Origin of the sequence: Corynebacterium sp. HMSC070E08 (genome assembly GCF_001808895.1) — a bacterium.
Taxonomy (GTDB): domain Bacteria; phylum Actinomycetota; class Actinomycetes; order Mycobacteriales; family Mycobacteriaceae; genus Corynebacterium; species Corynebacterium hiratae.
The window spans coordinates 53,751-77,142 of record NZ_KV794798.1 but is presented as its reverse complement, the minus strand read 5'-3'; the positions used below and the strand labels follow the sequence as shown (position 1 = coordinate 77,142).

The window sequence follows — 23,392 nt, the reverse complement described above, 5'->3', positions numbered from 1 at the left end:
TACGCGCCGAGCGTGCTTTAATGGGGAAAGCCGATAAACCGGGAATCTACAGTGAGGTGGCACATAGTGAACGTAGCAGTATTGGGTGCGGGCTCGTGGGGAACTACGCTGGCAAAGGTTTTTGCCGATGCCGGCAATGACGTCCGCTTGTGGGCGCGCCGTGAAGAGCTAGCCCAGGCCATCAATGCACGCCACGAGAACCCGGATTATCTCCCAGATCTCCCGTTGCCCGCCTCCATCCGCGCTACCACCGATCCAGCTGATGCGCTGGAGGATGCGGACATCGTCATCTTCGGCGTCCCCTCGCAGACCTTGCGGTCCAACCTAGAGAAATGGTCGCCGCTGCTGCCGGAGGATGCAACTTTAGTATCAATTTCCAAGGGCGTGGAGAAGTCCACCCTTAGCCTGATGAGCGAGGTGATTGCCGATGCCGCAGGGGTTTCCCCCGACCGCATTGCGGTGCTCTCCGGGCCTAACTTGGCCAAGGAGGTGGCCCAGGAGCAGCCGGCAGCCACGGTTATTGCGTGCCGCGACGCCGACCGTGCCAAGGCTGTCCAGCATGCCGCCGCAGCACCCTATTTCCGGCCCTATACCAACACCGATGTCATCGGCGCAGAAATTGGCGGCGCCTGCAAGAACGTGATTGCACTTGCCTGCGGCATGGCTGCGGGTAAGGGACTGGGAAACAACACCATGGCCAGCATCATCACCCGAGGTCTCGCGGAGATTACTCGTCTCGGCGTGAAGCTGGGAGCGGACCCGTTCACCTTCTCCGGTCTGGCCGGTATGGGCGACCTCGTGGCAACCTGTAGCTCGACGTTGTCCCGCAACCGCACCTTTGGCTACCGCCTCGGCCAGGGCGGCACCCTGGAGGAAGCCACAGCCGCCACCAACGGGCAGGTAGCGGAAGGCGTTATCTCTTCCGATTCCATCTTTAGGCTGGCGCAGCGTGCGGGCGTAGAGATGCCGATTACCCAAGCGGTCTATGGTGTGTGCCACCGTGGGGTGACTGTCGACGACATGATCGTGGCTCTGATGGGTCGCACCAAGAAAGCTGAGTAAAGCCGAGTAAAGTTGCTCGGTATGACTGAAGCGAAACCTGTGCGCGTTGCCGTTGTGTACGGCGGGCGCAGCTCCGAGCATTCAGTGTCGTGCATCTCCGCCGGCGCAATCATGGAGCACCTTGACCCAGACAAGTACGAGGTTGTGCCGATCGGCATCACGCGAGAGGGCACGTGGACTCAGGGCAGTCGGGAGGGCCTCGGCATCGTCGATGGGCGCCTGCCCGAGGTAGAGCTGCACGATGAGCTGGCGCTTTCCCTGAACCCCGCCACGCGCGGACGCATCCACAACGTCACTCGCCATGAGCACTACACCGAAGTGGATGTCATTGTGCCAGTTCTCCATGGCCCCTACGGTGAAGATGGGACGGTCCAGGGGCTTTTCGAGCTCTCCGGCATCCCTTACGTGGGCGCGGGCGTGCTGGCCTCGGCCGTGGGAATGGACAAGGAATTCACCAAGAAGCTTCTGGTCGCGGAAGGTCTGCCTGTGGCACCTCAAGAGGTGCTCACTGGGGAGGCCACGCTGAGCGACGCCCAAAAGGAGCGCCTCGGCCTGCCCGTCTTTGTGAAACCGGCGCGCGGTGGCTCCTCCATCGGTGTGTCCAAGGTTTCTGCGTGGGAGGATCTCGCGGACGCGCTGGCTCTGGCCTACGAGTCCGATGACAAGGTCCTCGTCGAGCCGGAAATTCGCGGTGCAGAGGTGGAAGTGGGCGTCCTTGAGCACCCAGACGGTAGCCTCCGGGCCTCCGTTCCAGCCAAACTTTTGGGCACTACGGAGTCCGAAGAAGGCTTTTATGACTTCGATGCCAAGTACATCGACGAGGGCGTTTCGGCGGAAATCCCTGCGCCGTTGAGCGAAGAATTAACCGCTGAGCTTCGCCAGCGCGCTATTGAGGCTTTCCGTGCTCTGGGCGCTGCCGGCCTGTCCCGCGTGGATTTCTTCGTCAGCGAGGATTCCTACTGCATTAACGAGGTGAACACATTCCCCGGCTTCACACCCATCTCGATGTACCCCCAGGTATTCGCCGCCGTGGGTGTGGGCTATGCCGAGCTACTGGATACCCTCATCCAAACCGCGCTCGCGCGTTCCTAGTCTTTAGCCCGCCTAGTCCCTAAGCTGAGTGCGAAGGGCCGGCGGTGGTCGCGCAAGCCGCGGTCCCTACTGGGAAGGGGTGGCGGCCACGAGGGCGTCGCTCAGCCGCACTAGCGCGGAATTGGCTGCCTCCTGCGGAGCAGATAGTGCGAGATCCTCCGCCCGGCCGAGCGCGAACCACGTGCCGGCCGTGGTGCCCTCTGCCAGGGCGGTGTCCTCGAACCAGGGCACGTCATTGACCTGCTGCAGCTGGACACCTGCGCGGTAGTTTTCTGGGGCTGCCACACCACAGCGCACGACGATTTCTTCCTGGCCCGGCGCACTGTAGACCCAGGTGTTCTTGTCACCGACATCTTCGCGGCGCGAGTAGCCCTCCGCGAGGGTCTCCGGCAGGGCCTTTTCCAGCCGGCTGCACATGGAATCTGGGCCCGCCTTCAGCTGCGATAGAGGGGCGGCATTGGGCTGTTGCTGTTTCTGTTCCAAGTGGCCAAGGGCATCACCAAGGCCCTCCGGGGCGTCGTCCTGCGCGTTGTCGGAGGTGGTGGTGACCGCGACGGCGGGAACACGCTTGGTGCTGTACCACGTCGTAAGATTAGAGCCTGGAGTGGCGTCGATAACCTGCAGCCAGGATTCGCCGTCGGCCTCGACGGTCTGGGAATACTCAGTGTATTGCTGCGGCAAGTCAACACCGCAGCGCAGCGTTATCTTGTCCTCCGAGCTCTTCGCCCACGCCGCAGCACCCGCGGGAGCCGGCTCAACGAGATCGACGCGTGGGTACCCCAGTAGTGTGTCCGGCAGCGCCTCGACCACGGCGGCACACTCGGGGGAATCCGCGGCCTCAGATGGGGTGGGAGGCAGCGCCACCGGTTGCTGGGCAGCGGTGGTGAAGACGTATTTTGCCCCAAAAATCACCGCGAAGACCATCGCGATGGCGATCCCGAGTGAGACGTAGATTGCGGTGCGGTTAAATTGGGTATCCATAGGGGCTTATCCTATCGCTGATAGTCCAGGAAGAACGAACGTGGACGGTGCGCACGCGTATAGTGCGTGGCCCGCGCAACACAAAGGAGTCCGTGACGGTGGGTTTATCGCATACCCTCGACCAGGCCGGTGAGCGGCAAGTCATCCATGAGATTGTCACCGCCGCCCCGAGCGCGCTCAATGGTGACGATGCCGCGGTGCTGTACCCGGCAGCGCCCAATTCCCGCACGGTGGCAGCGACAGACATGATGGTAGAAGGCAGGCATTTCCGCCGGGATTGGTCGACCGCTGCAGAAATTGGGCAAAAGGCCATCGTGCGCAATTTCGCCGATATCGAGGCGATGGGTGCCCGGCCCACCGCAGCACTGCTGGCTATTGCCGCCCCAGGGGAGACCCCGGTGGATTTCGTGCGGGGGATTGCGCAGGGCATCGCTGAGCGCTGCGCGGTCTATAACGCAGAGCTGGTCGGCGGCGACCTTACCCGCAGCGACAGCTTGGTCATCAGTGTCACGGCGATGGGCTCCTTGGGAGGAAGTGGAGCGCCGTTGACCCTGGATGGAGCACGCGCGGGCCAAAAGCTGGTGGCACACGGCAAGATTGGCTACTCCGGAGCGGGCCTTGCTCTGCTCCAGCGCTTTGGCCGCGCGCTGCCCCCGGAACTAGAGGAGCTGTGGCCGCTGGTCGACGCCCACTGTGCCCCCACCCTGAGCCCTGGGCGTGGGGTTATCGCTCGGGCAACGGGTTCGACCGCGATGACAGATAATTCGGATGGCTTAGTGCGTGATGTGGGGCATTTGGCACAACGCTCCGGGGTGCGCATCGACCTCGACCGCGCAGCTATTGCCCCGGATCCGCTCCTGGCTGCTGCCGGCGCGGTGCTCGATATTGATCCCTGGGAATGGGTCCTGACGGGAGGGGAGGACCACACGTTGTTGGCCACCACCTACAAGGCCGCTCCCTCTGGGTTTCGGGAAGTGGGCCGGGTGATGCGCGGTACCGGTGTCACCATCGACGGAGAAGAGCCTCGCTACCGCGAAGGCTGGGAGGGATTCGCGTGAGCCACATCGATACCTCTCGCATTCACTATTCGTGGATGCCCCACATCCGGCAAGCGCTGGAGGAGAATCTGCCGCGCCTTGAGCAGCAGATCGGCCAAGACTTCCTGCCCCCGGCCGAGGACGTATTCGCTGCCTTGTCGCTGCCCCTCGATGACGTACGTGTCCTCATCGTGGGCCAGGATCCCTATCCCACCCCGGGCCATGCCATGGGCTTGTCCTTTTCTACGCGCCCCGGGGTGCCGGCTCCCCGCTCGTTGCAGAATATTTACGCCGAGCTTCACGACGACCTCGGGATCACCGGCCGCGCGGATGGGGACCTGCGGGCGTGGTTTGACCAGGGCGTGCTGCTGCTTAACCGAGTGCTTACCGTGGCCCCGGGCCAGGCCGGCTCGCACCGCAGGCTTGGGTGGGAAGCGATTACGGAGGCCGCCATCAGAGCACTGGCGGGGCGCGATATCGTGGCCATTCTATGGGGCCGCGATGCCCAAGCCTGCCAGGCCTTCCTGCCCGGTACAGAGTGCATTACCTCCCCGCATCCTTCGCCGCTGTCAGCGCGGCGTGGATTCTTTGGATCGCGTCCTTTTTCGCGGGCAAATGCGGCCTTAGGGGCCCGTGGAGTCTCGGCAGTGGACTGGCGCTTGTAGACTAGCCACCATGTCTTATCCCGCCGAGTTGGATGCCCGTGGCCTGCACGAGTGGGCCGCGCGAACCGTTAAGGAGCTACAGCGCCGCCGCGCCGAGATTAACGCCCTCAACGTGTTCCCGGTGGCCGATTCTGACACGGGTTCCAACATGGCGCACACCATGGAATCTGCTCTGGCGGAGGCCAATAAAGGCGAGATGGACGTGGCTGAAGCCCTAGCCATCGGTTCGGTACGCGGAGCTCGCGGCAATTCCGGGATGGTGCTGTCCCAGGTATTGCGCGGGGTGGCTGACGCCACGACGGATTCGCGGGTGGATGGTTCGGTCTTGGCGGATGCCCTCTCGCTGGCCGTCACGCTGGTGGACCGTGCTCTGGTCTCTCCAGTGGAAGGCACCATCATCACCGTGCTGCGTACCTCGGCCGCCGCTGCCAGCAAGGCCGCCGAGCAGCCCGGCGCGCAGCTGCACGGAATCTTGGTCGCGGCGGTCAACGCCGCCCGGCAAGCCCTAGCGGAGACCCCTTCCCAGCTGCCGGCGCTGCGCGAGGCTGGTGTCGTAGACGCCGGCGGAGCCGGCTTCGTCATCTTGTTGGAATGCTTGCTGGCCCAGCTCACCGGTGAAGAGACCGCGCCCCAACCTGTGGCTATGGAACCTGAAGGGGCAGAGCCCACGCCGAGCGAATCGGTACCGTCTCACGGAGAGAAATGTGCCGCGCCACAGACTGGGGCGGGCGCGGAGATTGAAGTCATCTTCTTCTTCGAGGGAGACCTCGCCCAGATCGAGGAGACACTTAACCCGCTGGGCAATAGCCTCGTTATCGCGCGAGCCACGGAGGATTCGGCGAGCGTACATATCCATAGCGTTCAAGCCGGTGCAGTCATAGAGCAAGCCTATGGCCTCGGAAACGTCAGTAACCTTCGCCTCGAGGTGCTTCCCTCCGTCGGCGATACAGAGGCCGGCGAAATGCAGTCTGCCGACCGTGCCGGGCGGCGCATCTTCGCCGCAGTCCCCGAAGGAGCCGCGCGGGAGCTTTTTGAAAAGGCCGGGGCGGATACCGTCAAGCCCGGCGACGGCCCTCGCGCCGCGAAGGCGGGTGATCTCTTCTTACCCAACGGTTACGGCGGAGCGCCCGGTACAGCCACGCTTATCCCGACTGATTCCCTCGTGTCCGGGCTCGCCGCGCTGTCGGTCTACTCACCGGGTTCCGCCCACACCGCCGAGGCAGTGGCCGCCATGGCGGATGCCGCACGCTCAATGCGGGTGGTGCATCCGGATACAGAATCCCTCGACGGGATTGTGGCGTCGTGCCGCAGCCAATTGGCTTACGGCGGGGAGCAGATCACCGTGCTCACCGGACTCGAGATTGATGAGGAAGAGCTGGCGCAGCTCCTTGGCGTCGACGTGGTGGTGCTGCGAGTAGCTGGGCTGCGTACCGAGATCGGGGTGGAGTAAGCCATGCTGGGGTGGCAGGATGACCGTGCGCTGACGGAGATTCTGGCAAAGAAGGATGCCTCAGCGATCAAGCGAGCCTTCGGGTACACCACGTGCGGTGAGCTGCTCAGCCACTATCCACGCGACTACATCCGCCACAACAAGGACGTCGGCCTCGGCGGTGCCGAGGACGGTGACCACGTCACCATCACCGGTGTCATTGAGGATGTCCGCGTCAAGCACACCTCCAAAGCCATGGTCTTTATTCTCTACATGGATAGTGGAGTCCAGGCTTCGTTCTTTAACGCGCACTACGTGCAGCGCGTGCTGGGGCGCGGCATGCGCGTCATGCTGTCTGGCAAGCTGAAGTACTTTCGGGGATATCCCAGCCTGCAGCACCCTGACTTCCTCATCCTCGACCCCGGCCGTTATCAGGAATCCTTGCTGGATAGCACGTCCGGGCAGGGGACGGGCTCGCTGAAGAAGCTCTCCCAATTCGGGTCGCTGGAGACCTTCCTGCAGCGCGAGTGGATCCCCGTGTACCCAGCCAGCGGGAAGGTGACGTCGTGGTACATCATGGGTGCTATCCACAAGGTGCTGGAACACACGCCTTCGATTCCGGAGCCACTGGACTACCGCATGATGGTGACGCTGGACCAAGCCGTCCGCGAGATCCACGAACCGGGTGAGCACGGGCCCGAACGCGCCATCCAACGTTTGAAATACAATGAGGCGCTGTCGATTGGGCTGGTTATGGCCCTGCGCCAGCGCGATGTCAAGGCGCGTACGGCAACCCCGATGCCAGCGATTTTGGAGGGCTACCGCGACGAACTGCTCAGCGAGCTGCCCTTTGAACTGACTGCGGGCCAGCGCCGCGTCATCGCGGAGATCGACGCGGACCTGTGTGGCACCGCGCCCATGATGCGTCTGCTGCAGGGCGAGGTGGGCTCGGGCAAGACCTTGGTGGCCACGTGCGCCATGCTGCAGGCGGTCGACGCCGGTAAGCAGGCCGCCCTTCTCGCGCCGACGGAGGTGCTGGCGGCGCAGCATGGGGCGTCGATTAGCGCCAGCGTTCCCGAGGGCGTCACCGTCACCGTGTTGACCGGCTCGATGAAGACGGCGGAGAAGCGGCAGGCGCTGCTGGAGATTGTCTCCGGCGAGGCCGATATCGTCATCGGAACGCATGCCATCATCCAAGACACGGTGGAGTTCTTTGACTTGGGCCTCGTCATCGTGGATGAGCAGCACCGTTTCGGCGTGGAGCAGCGCGATAGCCTGCGCACCAAGACCCGGGAGGGCACGAGTCCCCACCTGCTGGTCATGACGGCGACACCGATCCCGCGCACGATTGCCATGACCGTCTTCGGTGATTTGGCCGTGTCCACTCTCAAGGAGCTGCCTGGCGGGCGAAAGCCCATTTTGTCCGCGGTGGTGCCCGAATGGAAACCGGAATGGGTGCGCCGCGCTATCGAAAGAATCCGCGAAGAGGTAGAAAAGGGGCACCAGGCCTATATCGTCTGCCCGCGGATTGAAGGAGAGGGCGGCGTGGAAACGATGTCCGTACAGCTGCGCAACCTGCCGCTGCGGGGTCTGCGGGTGGAGATGCTCCACGGCAAAATGCCCGATAAGGATGAGGTCATGGAGCGCTTCGCCCGCGGGGAAATCGACGTCCTCGTGGCGACGACCGTCATCGAGGTTGGCGTCGACGTGCCCAACGCCACCGTGATGCTCATCCGCGAATCGGAGAATTTTGGCGTCTCGCAGTTGCACCAGTTGCGTGGGCGCGTGGGGCGCGGTGGTAACGACTCCGTGTGCTTGCTGCATACCACCGCCGAGCCCGACAGTAAGTCCTACCGGCGCATCCAGGCCATAGCTGATACGCCGTCCGGTTTTGATTTGGCGGAGCTGGATCTTCGGCAGCGCCACGAAGGGGACATCCTAGGAACGCTGCAATCTGGCACCAAACGCACTCTGAAGCTGCTGGATCTCAGCCATGATAGGGACATTGTTGAGCGCACGCATGCTGATGCTGCCGCATTGGTGGAGCGCAATCCCGAGCTAGCGGAGGAGTTGACACACAATTTGAGTGCGGATGAGCAGGAGTTTTTGGAGAAGAACTAGGCAAGTCACCGCGCGCAGCTGTGGGGAGATAGGGTAGAGGCCATGACCAGAATCATCGCTGGGGAGGCCCGGGGGCGCACCATCAAGGTGCCGGAAGCCGGGACTAGACCTACCTCTGACCGTGCCCGCGAGGGCCTTTTCTCATCGTTGAACGTGCGTTGGGGTTTCATCGACTCCCGCGTGCTGGACCTTTTTGCTGGGTCCGGTGCCTTAGGTCTGGAGGCAGCCAGCCGCGGCGCTGAGGAAGTGGTCTTGGTGGAAAACAATCCCGCGGCGGTGAAGATCATCCGGCACAACATAGGGGTGGTGAAGCACCCGCGCGTCGAGGTACGCGAGATGAAGGCCTCGTCCTATCTAGCGACCGCCCCGCGCGGGTATTTCGATATGGTGCTCGCGGATCCTCCCTATGAGTTCGATGATGTGGATGGGCTGTTGGCCGCGATCGAACCGGTGTTGGATGATGCCGCAATCGTCGTCATCGAACGCCATGTGGATTCCCCACAGACACAGTGGCCGGAAGGCTTTGAGCCCACCGGCCAGAAGCTCAAGAAACGGACCTTCGGCATCGCGCGTTTTGATATGGCGATTTATCACCGCGCTGAGGACAGCGACTACAGCGACAACGCGGGTAGCGAAGACACCGCCATGACCGAAATCAAGGAGGATTAGCCATGCCCACCCACGCCGTCTGCCCGGGATCTTTCGACCCCATCACGCTAGGCCATGTTGACGTGTTCAACCGCGCCAGCGAATTGTTTGACAAGGTCACGGTGCTGGTGACGGGAAACCCCGATAAGCCATCCGGGCTATTTAGCGTGGAGGAGCGCGTGGATCTCATCCGCCGTACCGTCGCGCCAGAGATCCAGGTGGACTGGTGGGGCGGCCTGCTCGTGGACTACACCAGTGCCCATGGCATCGACACCATTGTCAAAGGCCTGCGCTCCTCCTTGGACTATGAGTATGAGCTGCCGATGGCACAGATGAACCGGCGCCTTTCCGGAATCGATACGGTCTTCTTGCTCACTGATGAAAAGTACGGCTATATCTCCTCCTCCCTGTGTAAGCAGGTGGCACAGTACGGCGGTGATGTCACGGGCATGTTCCCAGAGCACGTTGCGGCCGCCGTGATGGAACGCTACCGAGGCTAAGGAGACATGTCTGTACTGGCAATACCTTTCGTCGTCCTCGTTACCGTCATAGTGGGCTCCTGCCTGCAGCGAGTCTCCGGCATGGGGTTGGGCCTCATTGGCGGGCCCATCTTGACGCTCTTCCTCGGCCCCGTGGAAGGCATCATGGTCATCAACGTTTTGGCCTGCATTAACGCCATCCTCACGACCTATTCGATGCGCGAGAATGTGGCGTGGGATAAGTGGCTGCGCATCGGCCCCTTCATGGTCCTCGGCTCAATCCCGGCGGCGCTGCTTATCGCGCGCATCGATACCTCGGCGTTATTGGTGCTCGTGGGCGCCGCCTTGTTGATCGCGCTGGGCGTGGTGGTCTTCGGCCGCAAATTCGTCCCAGAGATGCGGGGGACGGGGCCCGCGATCTCCGCGGGTATCTTGGGCGGTTTTACCAATACCCTGGCCGGCGTCGCCGGCCCCGTCATCACCGTGTACGCCCAGGCTGCGCGGTGGCCTAAGTCAATCCTCGCCGCGACCCTGCAACCCTGCTTTGTCATCGGCGGATTGTCCTCTGTTCTGACGAAGTACTTCCTGGGCTCCGGCGGTTTCGAGGGCCTGCACTGGCTGGTGTGGCCTTGCGGAATAATCGGCATGTGCGTCGGCATCCTTGTAGGCAAGAAGATCGCCGGGCACGTCTCGCGGGAGAAAGCCCACACGCTGTCGCTGGCGCTGGCTAGCCTGGGAGCGCTGAGTGCTCTGCTGCGCGGTCTTTCCACGCTGGGCGCTTAAAACACTGCCTGGGTAAGGTGGACCCATGGCGAAGTTCAAGATTGAAGACGCGCTCTCCCTGCGCGCAGGCAAGAATTTTCAGATCGACTCGGTCGATGCCTCCGCAACCCCCGGCTTCGACGGTGACAAGGACGAGCTCGATGCCCGTTTCACCAAGTACGATGACGAGCTCTATGAACTGCAGGAGCGGCTCTTTGCCAACGGTCGCAGCTATGGTGAGGACGCCCCAGCGGTGCTCATTGTGTTGCAGGGAATGGATACCTCGGGCAAGGGCGGTGCTATTCGCCACGTGCTCAGCACCTTCGACCCGCAGGGAACCACCACGGTTGGTTTCGGAAAGCCCACCGAGGAAGAGCTGGAACATGACTTCTTGTGGCGCATCCGCAAGCACGACCCGCAGCCGGGACAGATTGTGGCCTTTGACCGCTCCCACTACGAAGACGTCCTCATTCAGCGCGTGCACGAGTGGGTCGACGAAGAAGAAGTGGACCGCCGCATCGAGGCTATCCGGGATTATGAGCTCGACCTGACAGCGAAGGGTGTCAAGGTCATCAAGATCTTCCTACACCTGTCCAAGGAAGCCCAGAAGGAGAATCTGCTGGAGCGCACGGAGCGGGAAGACAAGTTCTGGAAATACGATCCCGCCGATGTGGAGGAGCGCGCCTATTGGGATAAGTACATGGCGGCCTACCAGGACGCCATCCAGCGCACGGATGAAAACTATGCGCCCTGGTATGTCATTCCTACCGATAACAAGAAATACGCCCGCATGGCGCTGAAGTTCCTCATCGTGGATCTCCTACGCCATCTTGACCTCGAATGGCCGGCGCCCGACTTCGACCCGGAGGTGGAGCGCCAGCGCATCGAGGACGCCGACTAAGAACTAGTCGCTCTGTGCCTCATCGACGTCGCTGGCGAGCTCACGGGCGGCGGCGTTGAAACTATCGAGGACGGACAACAGCGCTTCCTGGGCATTGATAATTCCCAGGTTGAGGGCGTGGAAGAGCTGGTCCTCGTTCAGACCCGCCGTGGTGACGAAGCAGGCATCACCACGCAGCTCCACCTCATCCTCAACGAGGCCAACGATCGCGCGCCCATCGAAGGCACTGGAATTGAACTCGTTGCACAAGACGTGGAAGATCGGGAGCATGTCCGCGTCGAGCTGCGTCGGCAGCACGCATTCTATGCGCACGAGGCCATCGTCGACGGTGATAACCCAATCAAGGTCATTGAGGCGGGCAACCGCCGCAGTGGGGTCCTCCGGGTGCGCGGTGGCCGCCATATCTAGTTCCGTACCGTTGAGCACGCTCAGCACGCTGTCCCGGCTGACGGCGGGCAGCGGAGACCCAGACAGGATGTCGAAAGGATCGGTGCCTTCGCTAGCGTTGTGGCTCATTCCTACTCCTCCTCGTCCCAGGTGATCGCCTGCGGAAAACTCTGCGCCACGACGTCGAAAATCTCCGCGAAGCTGGCGAGCGAGCTCAGCAGGAAATGCCCCAGCTGGGCCAAGGACAAACCTTCGCCCACGGCCATGGCGCGGTTGGCGCCTAGGTGGATCTCCGCGTTGCCCTTCGCGTCCTCTTCGACGAGGAAGTTCAAGGTGGGCGCCACGCTGGCCCAGTTCAGCTCCGCCACGGCAGCAGCAACGTCGTGTTCGAGGTGCGCGGGAAGCGTGCCTTCCCAGGAGGCGAAGGCGCTCAATACGTCGCCTTCCGCATCGAGGTCACAGTGCACCGCGATATGCGGCACACCGGTCTGCAGGACGCGGCGCGCGGGGGCGTTGTCGTCGCCGGCACCAGGAGCGTCGCCTTCCTCGGGGGCAGCTTCGATGAGCGCGTAGTCGGCGTCGATAAGCTCGCACAACTGCGCCAGCCGGTCGATGGTGACCGGCTCAACCACGTGGAGATCGGTCACTGCTGCTCACCCTGGGCGCCCTCAGCTCCCTCGCCCGCCTGTGCGGCAGATTCGGAACCGAGCTTGGCCATCTCCTCGGCGGCGGCGACCATGGCGTTCTGGGCGTTGATGACACCATCCACGGAGGCGCGCAGCGCGGCCGTGAGTTGTTCGTCGGTCATGCCGGCCGCGCACGGAATATCGGCCTCGGTGCGCACGAGCAACATGCCGTCGAAGTCAGCAATGACGGCGCGGGCCCCCATAGCCACGGAGTTGATCTGGTTAGCCGCGAGGAAAAGGCCGGCGTCGGCCTTGGCGTAGTTGACGTCCGTTGGCACATCGCAGCGCACGATGGCGACGCTTTCCAGCACAGCGAACATGCACGGCAGGCCGTTGAGGTTGGCGGTAGCGGCGTCGTCGCGGCCGGTGACCGGCTCGAGTTCGATGTCGAAAGTCTTCATTGCCTCGATAATGCGGTCGAGGGTGACCTCCGGCAGTGCGTGTGGATCCTCGGCGGGGGTAGTCGCAGGATTAGTCATGGTTGTGCTCCTTCCAGGTGACGAGCTGCGGGTACTGCTGTTCAATCCACTCGAAGGACTGCAACACGGCATCCAGGGTGGACATGACGAACGCGCCTAACTGGTTGCGGGAAGCGCCGTGGGTCAGGTCGAGATCGCGCGCACCGGAGACTGCCAAGGCGTTGTCCGGAGCCTCAAAGAAGCGGAACGTCGGCGTGAAGTGATCCTGGTTCCAGGCGTTGATGTGCATGAGGAGCGCCGGGCCCTCGGAGGCGGGCACGGAACCGCGCCACACGGAATCAACGATGAGGGAGGAGCCAACCAGCTGGAAGGCGATGGCGGCGTTGGAGAAGCCGGTGCGCAAAAGGTTGACCGTCTGGCCGTCCTGCGTCTTTTGCTCTTCGATGCGGTATTCCAAGCCTTCTGACTTAAAGATCTCCGCAATGCGCTCGAGTGTGACCTCCTCAATCGGAGTATCGGGCTGCAGCTGGCGCTGCTGCGCTTCGTCGTGATTAGTGGTGTCAGTCAATTCTTCTACTCACTTCGCTACATTCTTCTTAATCTTTTCCGGCCCCGACACTACCGGAGCCGTCTTCCTGGGGTGCGCAGGTGGGGTCCTCGTAGAGCTTTTCCCCGCCCAGCTCGTGGGCAAGCGCTGGAGCGATCTCGGGATAGCGGAAAGTATGGCCGAGCGCTTCCGCGCGCGTGGGCAGAACCTTTTGGTTAGCCAGCGCAAGCTCACGCGCACCTTCCTTGCCCAGCAGCAGCGCCGGACCGACGCTGGGAATCGGAATGATGGTGGGGCGGTGGAGCAAGGAACCAAGGGCATCAACATAATCGCGGTTGAGCACCGGAGTGGGGGAGACCGCGTTGATGACGCCGTGCCAGGCTGGGTCGAGCGCGGCGCGGACAAACATGTCAGAAAGATCATCTTGCGCAATCCAGCTATTCCACATGGTGCCTTTGCCAAAAGCGCCGCCAAGACCAGTGGAAAACAGCCCTCGTAGCAGCGGCAGGATCCCCGCATTGGCTGATTGCACAATACCGGTACGCAGGTTAACCACGCGCTTCCCAGCCTCCCGCGCCGGCTCACACGCCGCCTCCCAGTCGGCGACGACGTCGGCGAGAAAACCCTCGCCGCGCTCCAATTCCTCGGTCAGTTCCGTTTCACCCCTGTCCGCGCCGTAAATACCAATGGCGGAGGCACACACCAGGGCGGTCAGGGACGGGGTCTCAGCAGCCACCTGGGCCAGTAGGCGGGTAGGTTCAACGCGGGAATCCCGAATGGCCTCTTTGTGTGCGGAATTAAAACGCCCAAAGATAGGTTCGCCGGCCAAGTGGATGAGAACGTCAACGCCCTCCAGCAGGTCCTTCGCTGGCAACTGTGGGCGCCAGAGGCGCTCGCCAGGCCCGGGGTTGGAGCGCACCAAAGGGATGACGGTGTGGCCCAGGGTGCCCAATTGCGCAGCCACAGCCGCGCCCACCGTCCCGTGCGTTCCGGTTATCGCTATCGTGCGGGGCTCGGCGTTGAGTGCGCCGAGCCTGTGGGCAAAGCGAAAGTCTTCGATGAGCTGCTGCTGGCGGTAAGCGAAGATCGATTCCAGGGCTCCGGCGGGGATGCGGGTCTCCACCTTGTCCGTGATGAGCGTGCCCTCCGGGTGATCCTCAAAGAAGTGCTCGTGGCGCCAATTCGCCAAGGAGCGGAAGGGGGCGTTGATACAGACATCCGCGAAGGACCGCCGCGGTTGGTAGCGGCTGAGGTCGTGGCGGGCAACCCATTTCAGGCCGCCGGGAAAGCCCAATATTGAGGTTCCATCGGCCAAGGACTCGGCTTGCTGAAGCGGGGTCATAAAACCGAAAGGTGGGGTGAGGCGAGCAAACGCCCCCTGGCGGGTATGCCACTGCCATACGTCTTCGCGCGGGGCGGGGACAACGTGCTGGGTAGTGAAACTCACTGTCTATAGACCTGCCTCAGGAGATTCGGGGGTGCGAGGGCGTACCAAGCACGCGTGAAGAGTGCTATGGTTAGTGCTGGCTTTCAAGCATAGACAAGTCCACTGAACCATTGTCCGACATCCTTTAAAGACCGCACCGTGAGGCGGGGAAGGAGGTCACGATGAGTGAATCCGGCACCCACGCGGAGTCCAACGAGCTGCTGAGCTCCTCAGACGTCGCGCGTACTGTCGCACGCATCGCGCACCAGATCATTGAAAAGACGGCGCTAGATTCGAGTGATTCTTCTCGAGTCCTGCTCTTAGGCATTCCCTCTGGTGGCGTGCCTTTGGCGCAGCGCCTTGCCGAAAAGATTGAGGAATTCTCCGGGGTGGAGATTCCCTGGGGCTCCCTCGACATCACTTTGTACCGAGACGATTTATATGCCCGCCCGCACCGTGCCTTGCAGCCCACGACGGTGCCTGACGGCGGGATCGATGGCGCCACCGTCATTCTTGTCGACGACGTCCTTTACTCCGGCCGCACCATCCGTGCCGCCCTCGATGCCCTCGCGGACATCGGCCGCCCCGACATCATCCAGCTCGCCGTCCTCGTGGACCGCGGACACCGCCAGGTACCCATCCGCGCCGACTACGTGGGCAAAAACATCCCCACCGCGCGGGATGAGGATGTCACCGTGTACAACGCCGACATTGATGGGCGCGATGCCGTCGTTCTCACCCGCTTCACTGCACAGCCCGGCAAGGAGGCATAAATGAAGCACCTCATTAACATCGCCGACCACAGCGCCGAGGAGATTCTCGGTCTGATGGATGAGGCCGACCGCTTCCGGGAGGCCCTGGAAGGCCGCGAGGTCAAGAAGTTGCCCACGCTGCGCGGGCGCACCGTTTTCACCTTGTTCTACGAGAATTCCACGCGCACTCGTTCCTCTTTCGAGACGGCGGGCAAGTGGATGTCGGCGGATGTCATTAACCTCTCCGCTTCGACGTCCTCGGTCAAGAAGGGCGAGTCCCTCAAGGACACCGGGTTGACCTTGGCGTCCATCGGGGCGGACGCCATCATCATGCGCCATCCTTCCTCCGGTGCGGCACAGCAGCTAGCTAGCTGGGTAGCGCCCGGCGGCCAGGGCCCGAGCGTGATTAACGCCGGCGATGGCTCCCACCAGCACCCCACGCAGGCGCTTCTCGACGCCGTCACGATGCGCCAGCGCCTGCACCTGGGCGCGGATCGCTCGGCAGCCGGCACCGGTTTTGAAGGTCTAAACGTGGCTATCGTCGGTGACTGCCTGCATTCTCGCGTGGTGCGCTCCAACGTGGACCTGCTCTCCACGCTGGGTGCTGAAGTCACGCTCGTCGCCCCGCCGACGCTGCTGCCTTTCGGCGTCGACACCTGGCCGGTGCGCGTCTCCCACGATTTCGATGCAGAGGTTGCCAAGGCAGACGTCGTCATGATGCTGCGCGTGCAAGCAGAGCGCATGAACGGCGGTTTCTTCCCCTCGCACCGCGAGTACGCCACTCTCTACGGGCTGTCCAAGGACCGCGCAGCGGCCATGAAGAAGGACGCCATCATCATGCACCCAGGCCCCATGGTCCGCGGCATGGAGATCAACTACGCCGTGGCTGACTATGACAACACCGCGGTACTCCAGCAGGTTAACAACGGTGTCCACGTGCGCATGGCGGCTTTGTTTACGCTGCTCACTAACGGCGAGAACGCCGGTATCTAAATCGATATGTCCCACTTAGCAACGAGGAGAGCTGAAGAATCCATGACTACTTATCCAGACACCGGCGTGCTCTCTGCTCCCGCGGCCGGCACTCTGCTCATCACCAACGTTCGCCCCTATGGCGAGGGTGAGCCCACCAGCATCCTGATCAAGGATGGCGTCATCGAAGCCATCGGTGCTGCCGCTGACGCCGGTGACGCCAGGGACGCCGGGGGCGTGACCCCGGCGGTCAAGGCGGACCGCACTATTGATGGTGGCGGCAACGTGCTGCTGCCAGGGCTGGTGGACATGCACGTTCACCTGCGTGAGCCGGGCCGCGAGGACACCGAGACCATCGAAACCGGCTCGCGCGCTGCCGCCAAGGGCGGCTTTACCGCAGTGTTCACCATGGCTAACACGTCACCGGTGACGGATCAGCCGATCATCGCCGAGTCCGTCTGGGCCAAGGGCCAGGCACGCGGCCTGTGCGATGTCCACCCGGTTGGCTCCATCACGAAGGGCCTCGAGGGCAAGACTCTGACCGAGTTTGGCATGATGGCCCGCTCGGATGCCAAGGTGCGCATGTTCTCTGACGACGGCAAGTGCGTCCAGGACCCGCAGCTCATGCGCCGTGCCTTGGAGTACGCGAAGGGCCTTGACGTTCTGCTGGCCCAGCACGCAGAGGACCACCGCATGACCGAAGGCGCTAGCGCCCACGAGGGTGAGGTCGCCGCCCGCCTCGGCCTGCGCGGCTGGCCGCGCGTCGCCGAGGAATCCATCGTCGCCCGCGATGCACTGCTCGCGCGTGACTACGGCAACCGCATGCACATCTGCCACGCTTCGACGAAGGGCACCGTGGAGCTTCTCAAGTGGGCCAAGGAACAGGGCATCCCGCTGACCGCCGAGGTGACCCCGCACCACCTGCTGCTGACCGATGACAAGCTGGTGACTTACGACGGCGTCTTCCGCGTCAACCCGCCGTTGCGCGAGGAATCCGACACCCTGGCCCTGCGCCAGGCGTTGCTCGACGGGCTTATCGACGTCGTGGCGACCGACCACGCCCCGCACGGCAGCGAAGACAAGTGCGTCGAGTTTGAGCACGCCAAGCCGGGCATGCTGGGGCTGGAGTCCTCCCTGGCGGTCATCGCCAAGCTTTTCGTCGCCACCGGTCTGGCCGACTGGCGCTTCGTTGCCCGCGTCATGTCGGAACGCCCGGCAGAGATCACCCGCCTGCCTGGCCATGGCCGCCCGATTGCCGTGGGAGAGCCAGCGAACCTCACCATCGTTGATCCGGAGCACCAGTGGGTATCCGATTCCACGCGCCTGGCATCGAAGTCGGAGAACAACCCATACGAGGGGGAGGAATTCGGCGCACGCGTGGCCTACACCATCCTGCGCGGTGCGGTGACCTACGACCTAGCGGCTGAAAGCGGCAGCGAGGCGGCCGAGTAATCGGGATAATCGACAATCAGAGTTGCTCACCACTTAAGTAGTCAACGCACACCAACGCACGTCCCCAACACAATCACCCTTCACCGAGAAAATTCACTGAAAGGTTCAACACACAGTGACTTCCACTACCACCACCCCCGCCATCCTGGTCCTCGCTGATGGCCGCACCTTCCGTGGCTTTGGCTTTGGCGCCACGGGTACGACCCTGGGCGAGGCCGTCTTTACCACCGCCATGACGGGCTACCAGGAGACCATGACGGATCCGTCGTACCACCGCCAGATCGTCGTGGCCTCCGCGCCGCAGATTGGTAATACAGGCTGGAATGATGAGGACAATGAGTCCCACGGCGACAAGATCTGGGTTGCCGGTCTGGTCATCCGCGACCTTGCCCGCCGCGTCTCCAACTGGCGCGCCGAGCGCTCACTGCCGGAGGAGATGGAAAAGCAGGGCATCATCGGTGTCAGCGGCATCGATACCCGCACCCTGGTGCGCCACCTGCGCAACCACGGCTCCATCAAGGCCGGTATCTTCTCCGGTGCCGATGCTGAGCGGGACGTCGATGAGCTCATCGCTGAGGTGAAGAACCAGCCCTCCATGGCCGGACTCGACCTGTCGGCAGAGGTCTCGACTGATGAGGTTTATACCTTCCCGGCCGTAGGGGAGAAGCGCTTCACCGTCGTGGCCTACGACATGGGAGTCAAGACCGCCACACCGAAGAACTTCGCCGAGCGCGGCATCGAGACCATCGTGGTTCCCGCCAACACCCCGTTCGAGGAGACTAAGCAGTACAAGCCGGATGGTGTGTTTGTCTCCAACGGCCCGGGCGACCCGGCTACTGCGGACACCATGGTTGGCATTGTCCGAGACATCCTCGCCGCCAAGTACCCGTTCTTCGGTATCTGCTTCGGCAATCAAATCCTCGGCCGTGCGCTGGGCATGGATACCTACAAGCTGAAGTTCGGCCACCGCGGCATCAACGTGCCGGTGCGCAACCAACTGACCGGAAAGATCGACATCACCTCTCAGAACCACGGCTTCGCCCTGGCCAGCCCCTCGGGCAAGGAAGACCCGGCCGGTGAGGAATTCGAGACCGACTTCGGCCCGGCAGTGGTGTCTCACACCTGCCTCAACGACAACACCATTGAAGGTGTTGCGCTCAAGGATGGCATGGCGTACTCCGTGCAGTACCACCCTGAGTCCGCGGCTGGCCCGCACGATGCTAACCCGCTCTTTGATCAGTTCATCGAGCTCATGACTGAAAAGTCCCCGAACAAGTAGAACGCAACCAGGAAAAGGAAGAAGAAACACATGCCAAAGCGCAACGACATCAATCACGTCCTGGTTATCGGCTCCGGTCCGATTGTTATTGGCCAGGCCTGCGAGTTCGACTACTCCGGTACCCAGGCCTGCCGCGTGCTCAAGGAGGAAGGCCTGCGCGTTACGCTGGTCAACTCCAACCCGGCAACGATCATGACGGACCCGGAGTTCGCCGACCACACCTATGTGGAGCCCATCGAGCCCGAGTTCATTGAGAAGATCTTCCAGAAGGAAAAGGAAGAGGGCAACCCCATCGACGCCGTGCTGGCAACCCTGGGCGGCCAGACCGCTCTGAACGCCGCGGTGCAGCTGGACCGCCTGGGTATCCTGAAGAAGTACGATATCGAGCTCATCGGTGCCGATATCGATGCGATTGAGCGCGGCGAGGACCGCCAGAAGTTCAAGGATATTGTCGCCTCCATCGGCGGCGAATCCGCGCGCTCCCGCGTCTGCCACACGATGGAGGAGGTCCACGAGACTGTCGCCGAGCTCGGCCTGCCGGTTGTCGTTCGCCCGTCGTTTACCATGGGCGGCCTCGGTTCGGGCCTGGCCTTCAACGAGGAGGACCTTGAGCGCATTGCCGGCGGCGGCTTGGCTGCATCCCCAGAGGCGAACGTCCTCATCGAGGAGTCCATCCTGGGCTGGAAGGAGTTCGAGCTCGAGCTCATGCGTGACGGCGACGATAACGTGGTGGTCATCGCGTCCATCGAGAACGTCGATGCCCTCGGCGTCCACACCGGTGACTCCGTCACCGTGGCGCCGGCCCTGACTCTGACGGATCGCGAGTACCAGAAGATGCGCGACCAGGGTATCGCCATCATCCGCGAGGTGGGCGTCGACACCGGCGGCTGCAACATCCAGTTCGCAGTGAACCCGGATGATGGCCGCATCATCACCATTGAGATGAACCCGCGCGTATCCCGCTCCTCGGCGCTGGCCTCCAAGGCCACCGGTTTCCCGATTGCCAAGCTGGCCGCCAAGCTGGCCATTGGCTACACCCTGGATGAGGTGCGCAATGACATCACCGGTGTGACCCCGGCTGCATTCGAGCCGACTCTGGACTATGTCATCGTCAAGGCTCCACGCTTTGCTTTTGAGAAGTTCCCGGGCGCCGATGACACCCTGACCACCACCATGAAGTCTGTGGGCGAGGCCATGGGTATCGGCCGCAACTACATTTCCGGCCTGAATAAGGTCATGCGTTCCCTGGAATCCAAGCCCGCAGGTTTCTGGACCCAGCCAGATGAGTACTTTGCCGGGGAGCGCGCTACGGATCTCGAGGCCGTTCTCAAGGACCTGGAGCGCCCGACAGAGGGCCGCATGTACGACGTCGAGCTGGCCCTGCGCCTCGGTGCGACCATCGAGCAGCTGCACGAGCACTCCCACTTGGACCCGTGGTTCCTCGCTGAGTTGGAGGCGCTGGTCCAGTTCCGCGAGGAGCTCGTGAGTGCGCCGGTTCTGGACGCTGATTTGCTGCGCCGCGCCAAGGTCTTCGGCCTGTCCGATGCCCAGATCGCGGCTCTTCGCCCAGAGTTCGCTGGCGAGGATGGCGTGCGCTCCCTGCGCTGGTCCTTGGGTATTCGCCCGGTGTACAAGACCGTCGATACTTGCGCTGGTGAGTTCGAGGCGCAGACCCCGTACCACTACAGCACTTATGAGCTGGATCCGAACGCTGAGTCCGAGGTCCGCGCAAGCGAGGAGAAGACTAAGGGCAAGGTCATCATCCTGGGCTCTGGCCCGAACCGCATCGGTCAGGGTATCGAGTTTGACTACTCCTGCGTGCATGCCGCCCTGGAGCTTTCCCGCGAGGGCTACGAGACGGTCATGGTCAACTGCAACCCGGAGACGGTGTCGACTGACTATGACACGGCAGACCGCCTCTACTTCGAGCCGCTGACTTTCGAGGACGTCATGGAGGTCTACCACGCGGAGGCCGCGTGCGGTGAGGTTGCCGGCGTCATCGTCCAGCTGGGTGGCCAAACCCCGCTGGGCCTGGCTGAGCGCCTGACCGCTGCCGGAGTTCCGGTCGTGGGAACCTCGGCCGCTGCCATCGACTTGGCCGAGGACCGCGGTGAATTCGGCAAGGTGCTCGCCGAAGCCGAGCTGCCCGCACCGGCCTTCGGCACCGCTACCTCCTTCGAGGAGGCCCGCCAGGTCGCCTCGAATATCGGCTACCCGGTATTGGTCCGCCCGTCCTACGTGCTGGGTGGCCGCGGCATGGAGATCGTCTACGACGAAGATTCGCTGCGCAACTACATCGAGCGCGCTACCGAGATCACCTCGGACCACCCGGTCCTCGTCGACCGCTTCCTGGATAACGCCATCGAGATTGACGTCGACGCGCTGTGCGACGGCGAGGAGGTCTACCTCGGCGGCGTGATGGAGCACATCGAGGAGGCCGGTATTCACTCCGGTGACTCTTCCTGCGCTCTGCCGCCGATGACGCTGGGACCTGAGGATATTGAGAAGGTGCGGGAGTCGACGCGTCGCCTAGCGCATGGCATCGGCGTCAAGGGCCTGATGAACGTTCAGTACGCCTTGAAGGATGACACCCTCTATGTCATCGAAGCCAACCCGCGTGCCTCCCGCACCGTGCCTTTCGTCTCCAAGGCCACCGGCGTTCCGCTGGCCAAGGCTGCCGCGCGCGTCATGCTGGGGGCATCCATCGCCGAGCTGCGCGAGGAGGGCATCATCCCGTCTACCTACGACGGTGGTTCCCTGCCGCTGGAGCACCCGATTGCGGTCAAGGAGGCTGTGCTGCCGTTTAACCGCTTCCGTCGCCCCGATGGCCAGCTGCTGGATACTTTGCTGTCCCCGGAGATGAAGTCCACCGGTGAGGTGATGGGCTTGGCCGATAACTTCGGCGCCGCCTACGCCAAGGGTGAGATGGCCGCCTTCGGCGAGCTGCCCACTGAGGGAACCGTGTTTGTCTCCGTAGCCAACCGCGATAAGCGCACGCTCATCTTCCCGATTCAGCGCCTGGCCTACATGGGTTACACCATCGTGGCTACCGCTGGGACCGCGCAAATGCTGCGCCGCAACGGTGTCGAGTGCGAGGTCGCCCGGAAGGTATCGGAGGCCACGGAGGGCGAGGAGTCCATCGTGGACCAGATTCTTGCTGGAAAGGTTGATCTCATCCTTAACACCCCGGCAGGCTCCGCCGGTGCCCGCCACGACGGCTATGACATCCGCGCTGCTGCGGTATCCGTGGGCATTCCGTTGGTGACGACCGTCCAGGGCGTGACCGCCGCCGTGCAGGGTATTGAGGCTCTGCGTCGCGGGGATCTCAAGGTGCGCGCGCTGCAGGAGCTTGAGCATGACCCAGCCAACTAGGAAGTTGCCGTCTTTTGGTGAGCGCCTCGTAGCAGCTGGTGCGGAGCGCGGGCGCCTGTGCGTAGGCATCGACCCGCACCCGCATCTGCTCGAGGCCTGGGGCCTGTCGGTTGATGTGGATGGTCTGCGCACGTTTACGCTGCGCTGTGTAGAGGCCTTCGGCGAGACCGCCGCGGTGGTGAAGCCACAGGTGGCTTTCTTTGAGCGTTTCGGTTCGCGCGGCTTCGCAGTTCTTGAGGAGGCCCTCGCGGGGCTCCGCGAGCAGGGCTGTCTGAGCCTAGCGGACGCGAAGCGCGGAGACATCGGTTCCACCATGGCGGGCTACGCACAAGCCTGGTTGGGGGAGGACTCGCCGCTGCGTTCCGATGCTGTGACGGTCTCGCCCTACCTCGGTGTGGGTGCTTTGAGTCCAGTCTTCGACCTAGCGGAGGAAACTGGACGAGGTGTCTTTGTTCTTGCGGCGACCTCCAATCCGGAGGCCGTGGCGTTGCAGTCGTTGGGCGTGGACGGCCGCAGCGTGGCGCAGCGCGTCGTCGATGAGCTTGCACAGCGCAACGCGTCTGCGGCTGGGCCAGACACCACCGTGGGTGCCCTTGGTGTTGTCGTGGGCGCGACGTTGGAGGCTCCGCCTGCACTAGACCAATTAAACGGTCCGGTGCTGCTGCCGGGTGTGGGCGCCCAGGGCGCTACGCCCGCCGATGTAAGGGAACTCACCGCAGCGGCGCCCGAGCTCGGCTTTGCCAACGTTTCCCGAGCCATTCTTTCGCAGGGGCCGAGTGTCTCTGACCTGCGGAAAGCCGTAGTGGATACCGCGGCGGAGTTCCGGGATTAATACTCAGACCAGGTGGCGGCGTGCTGGATTAACGGGCGCGTCGTTTACCTGGTATTTTGTTTAAGGCATGTGCGTTGACGTGCGGGAACCT

At 63.0% G+C, this 23,392-nt stretch carries 22 protein-coding genes; 16 read left to right on the top strand and 6 right to left on the bottom strand.

The window, feature by feature from the left end; all coding sequences use genetic code 11:
* Window positions 1–63 precede the first annotated feature (63 nt).
* Entirely contained in the window at window positions 64–1,062 is a 999-nt protein-coding gene (locus HMPREF2526_RS11930) for an NAD(P)H-dependent glycerol-3-phosphate dehydrogenase (RefSeq protein ID WP_070547406.1), read from the top strand.
* A 21-nt stretch (window positions 1,063–1,083) separates the two neighbouring features.
* Entirely contained in the window at window positions 1,084–2,154 is a 1,071-nt protein-coding gene (locus HMPREF2526_RS11925; protein WP_070516558.1) for a D-alanine--D-alanine ligase family protein, read from the top strand.
* A gap of 66 nt (window positions 2,155–2,220) precedes the next feature.
* Here HMPREF2526_RS11925 and HMPREF2526_RS11920 read toward each other — a convergent pair whose 3' ends face one another.
* Window positions 2,221–3,135, bottom strand: a complete 915-nt coding sequence (locus HMPREF2526_RS11920; RefSeq protein WP_070547363.1) for a DUF3515 domain-containing protein — start codon at window positions 3,133–3,135, stop codon at window positions 2,221–2,223.
* A 92-nt stretch (window positions 3,136–3,227) separates the two neighbouring features.
* Here HMPREF2526_RS11920 and HMPREF2526_RS11915 point away from each other — a divergent pair, with 92 nt between their 5' ends.
* From HMPREF2526_RS11915 to HMPREF2526_RS11880, 8 genes are read left to right on the top strand one after another with little or no spacing between them, the layout of a single operon-like run.
* A complete protein-coding gene (locus HMPREF2526_RS11915) occupies window positions 3,228–4,193 on the top strand; it encodes a thiamine-phosphate kinase (RefSeq protein ID WP_148139573.1) in 966 nt (321 codons plus the stop codon).
* A 35-nt stretch (window positions 4,194–4,228) separates the two neighbouring features.
* A complete protein-coding gene (locus HMPREF2526_RS11910; protein ID WP_210384427.1) occupies window positions 4,229–4,837 on the top strand; it encodes a uracil-DNA glycosylase in 609 nt (202 codons plus the stop codon).
* A 10-nt stretch (window positions 4,838–4,847) separates the two neighbouring features.
* Entirely contained in the window at window positions 4,848–6,287 is a 1,440-nt protein-coding gene (locus HMPREF2526_RS11905; RefSeq protein ID WP_070547361.1) for a DAK2 domain-containing protein, read from the top strand.
* A 3-nt stretch (window positions 6,288–6,290) separates the two neighbouring features.
* On the top strand, window positions 6,291–8,387 hold the full coding sequence (locus HMPREF2526_RS11900; RefSeq protein ID WP_070511698.1) for an ATP-dependent DNA helicase RecG: 2,097 nt from the start codon (window positions 6,291–6,293) through the stop codon (window positions 8,385–8,387).
* 42 nt (window positions 8,388–8,429) lie between these two features.
* On the top strand, window positions 8,430–9,056 hold the full coding sequence (rsmD, locus tag HMPREF2526_RS11895) for a 16S rRNA (guanine(966)-N(2))-methyltransferase RsmD (protein WP_046649076.1): 627 nt from the start codon (window positions 8,430–8,432) through the stop codon (window positions 9,054–9,056).
* 2 nt (window positions 9,057–9,058) lie between these two features.
* Window positions 9,059–9,535 (top strand): pantetheine-phosphate adenylyltransferase, encoded by a 477-nt coding sequence (gene coaD, locus HMPREF2526_RS11890; RefSeq protein ID WP_046649077.1) that lies wholly within the window; start codon window positions 9,059–9,061, stop codon window positions 9,533–9,535.
* 6 nt (window positions 9,536–9,541) lie between these two features.
* Complete coding sequence (locus tag HMPREF2526_RS11885) at window positions 9,542–10,297, top strand: sulfite exporter TauE/SafE family protein (RefSeq protein ID WP_049156553.1); 756 nt, start codon at window positions 9,542–9,544, stop codon at window positions 10,295–10,297.
* Window positions 10,298–10,322: 25 nt separating this feature from the next.
* On the top strand, window positions 10,323–11,177 hold the full coding sequence (locus tag HMPREF2526_RS11880) for a PPK2 family polyphosphate kinase (RefSeq protein WP_049156556.1): 855 nt from the start codon (window positions 10,323–10,325) through the stop codon (window positions 11,175–11,177).
* 3 nt (window positions 11,178–11,180) lie between these two features.
* On the opposite strand, the gene HMPREF2526_RS11875 is transcribed toward HMPREF2526_RS11880, so the two are convergent.
* Genes HMPREF2526_RS11875 through HMPREF2526_RS11855 form a run of 5 tightly spaced genes read right to left on the bottom strand, consistent with a single transcriptional unit; the run spans window position 11,181 to window position 14,663 of the window.
* Complete coding sequence (locus HMPREF2526_RS11875) at window positions 11,181–11,693, bottom strand: hypothetical protein (protein WP_046649080.1); 513 nt, start codon at window positions 11,691–11,693, stop codon at window positions 11,181–11,183.
* A 2-nt stretch (window positions 11,694–11,695) separates the two neighbouring features.
* Entirely contained in the window at window positions 11,696–12,211 is a 516-nt protein-coding gene (locus tag HMPREF2526_RS11870; protein WP_070547360.1) for a hypothetical protein, read from the bottom strand.
* Window positions 12,208–12,729 (bottom strand): YbjN domain-containing protein, encoded by a 522-nt coding sequence (locus tag HMPREF2526_RS11865; protein ID WP_070547359.1) that lies wholly within the window; start codon window positions 12,727–12,729, stop codon window positions 12,208–12,210. The genes HMPREF2526_RS11870 and HMPREF2526_RS11865 overlap by 4 nt, the downstream gene beginning before the upstream one ends.
* A complete protein-coding gene (locus HMPREF2526_RS11860) occupies window positions 12,722–13,237 on the bottom strand; it encodes a YbjN domain-containing protein (RefSeq protein WP_046649083.1) in 516 nt (171 codons plus the stop codon). The genes HMPREF2526_RS11865 and HMPREF2526_RS11860 overlap by 8 nt, the downstream gene beginning before the upstream one ends.
* Before the next feature lie 28 nt (window positions 13,238–13,265).
* Window positions 13,266–14,663 carry a TIGR01777 family oxidoreductase gene (locus tag HMPREF2526_RS11855; RefSeq protein ID WP_070547358.1) on the bottom strand — a complete coding sequence of 466 codons (1,398 nt, stop codon included), beginning with the start codon at window positions 14,661–14,663 and terminating at the stop codon, window positions 13,266–13,268.
* 161 nt (window positions 14,664–14,824) lie between these two features.
* On the opposite strand from HMPREF2526_RS11855, the gene pyrR reads away from it, so the two are divergent.
* From pyrR to pyrF, 6 genes are all read left to right on the top strand, one after another.
* Complete coding sequence (gene pyrR, locus HMPREF2526_RS11850; RefSeq protein WP_046649084.1) at window positions 14,825–15,415, top strand: bifunctional pyr operon transcriptional regulator/uracil phosphoribosyltransferase PyrR; 591 nt, start codon at window positions 14,825–14,827, stop codon at window positions 15,413–15,415.
* The gene (locus tag HMPREF2526_RS11845; RefSeq protein WP_046649085.1) at window positions 15,416–16,387 is read left to right on the top strand and encodes an aspartate carbamoyltransferase catalytic subunit; all 972 of its coding nucleotides are present in this window, start codon (window positions 15,416–15,418) and stop codon (window positions 16,385–16,387) included.
* A 42-nt stretch (window positions 16,388–16,429) separates the two neighbouring features.
* Window positions 16,430–17,818: a dihydroorotase gene (locus HMPREF2526_RS11840; RefSeq protein ID WP_070547357.1), complete on the top strand. Its 1,389-nt coding sequence runs from the start codon at window positions 16,430–16,432 to the stop codon at window positions 17,816–17,818.
* 115 nt (window positions 17,819–17,933) lie between these two features.
* The gene (gene carA / locus HMPREF2526_RS11835; RefSeq protein ID WP_070547356.1) at window positions 17,934–19,097 is read left to right on the top strand and encodes a glutamine-hydrolyzing carbamoyl-phosphate synthase small subunit; all 1,164 of its coding nucleotides are present in this window, start codon (window positions 17,934–17,936) and stop codon (window positions 19,095–19,097) included.
* 30 nt (window positions 19,098–19,127) lie between these two features.
* Window positions 19,128–22,469 carry a carbamoyl-phosphate synthase large subunit gene (gene carB / locus HMPREF2526_RS11830; RefSeq protein WP_070547355.1) on the top strand — a complete coding sequence of 1,114 codons (3,342 nt, stop codon included), beginning with the start codon at window positions 19,128–19,130 and terminating at the stop codon, window positions 22,467–22,469.
* Entirely contained in the window at window positions 22,453–23,301 is an 849-nt protein-coding gene (gene pyrF, locus HMPREF2526_RS11825) for an orotidine-5'-phosphate decarboxylase (protein ID WP_070547354.1), read from the top strand. Before carB ends, pyrF begins: the two co-directional genes overlap by 17 nt.
* Window positions 23,302–23,392 lie beyond the last annotated feature (91 nt).

Excerpts from the sequence above, each read along its gene's own strand:
- HMPREF2526_RS11925 (WP_070516558.1), top strand. The coding sequence starts at position 1,084 with ATGACTGAAGCGAAACCTGTGCGCGTTGCCGTTGTGTACGGCGGGCGC.
- HMPREF2526_RS11920 (WP_070547363.1), bottom strand. The coding sequence starts at position 3,135 with ATGGATACCCAATTTAACCGCACCGCAATCTACGTCTCACTCGGGATC.
- HMPREF2526_RS11910 (WP_210384427.1), top strand. The coding sequence starts at position 4,229 with ATGCCCCACATCCGGCAAGCGCTGGAGGAGAATCTGCCGCGCCTTGAG.
- HMPREF2526_RS11905 (WP_070547361.1), top strand. The coding sequence starts at position 4,848 with ATGTCTTATCCCGCCGAGTTGGATGCCCGTGGCCTGCACGAGTGGGCC.
- HMPREF2526_RS11900 (WP_070511698.1), top strand. The coding sequence starts at position 6,291 with ATGCTGGGGTGGCAGGATGACCGTGCGCTGACGGAGATTCTGGCAAAG.
- rsmD (WP_046649076.1), top strand. The coding sequence starts at position 8,430 with ATGACCAGAATCATCGCTGGGGAGGCCCGGGGGCGCACCATCAAGGTG.
- coaD (WP_046649077.1), top strand. The coding sequence starts at position 9,059 with ATGCCCACCCACGCCGTCTGCCCGGGATCTTTCGACCCCATCACGCTA.
- HMPREF2526_RS11885 (WP_049156553.1), top strand. The coding sequence starts at position 9,542 with ATGTCTGTACTGGCAATACCTTTCGTCGTCCTCGTTACCGTCATAGTG.
- HMPREF2526_RS11880 (WP_049156556.1), top strand. The coding sequence starts at position 10,323 with ATGGCGAAGTTCAAGATTGAAGACGCGCTCTCCCTGCGCGCAGGCAAG.
- HMPREF2526_RS11875 (WP_046649080.1), bottom strand. The coding sequence starts at position 11,693 with ATGAGCCACAACGCTAGCGAAGGCACCGATCCTTTCGACATCCTGTCT.
- HMPREF2526_RS11865 (WP_070547359.1), bottom strand. The coding sequence starts at position 12,729 with ATGACTAATCCTGCGACTACCCCCGCCGAGGATCCACACGCACTGCCG.
- pyrR (WP_046649084.1), top strand. The coding sequence starts at position 14,825 with ATGAGTGAATCCGGCACCCACGCGGAGTCCAACGAGCTGCTGAGCTCC.
- HMPREF2526_RS11845 (WP_046649085.1), top strand. The coding sequence starts at position 15,416 with ATGAAGCACCTCATTAACATCGCCGACCACAGCGCCGAGGAGATTCTC.
- HMPREF2526_RS11840 (WP_070547357.1), top strand. The coding sequence starts at position 16,430 with ATGACTACTTATCCAGACACCGGCGTGCTCTCTGCTCCCGCGGCCGGC.
- carB (WP_070547355.1), top strand. The coding sequence starts at position 19,128 with ATGCCAAAGCGCAACGACATCAATCACGTCCTGGTTATCGGCTCCGGT.
- pyrF (WP_070547354.1), top strand. The coding sequence starts at position 22,453 with ATGACCCAGCCAACTAGGAAGTTGCCGTCTTTTGGTGAGCGCCTCGTA.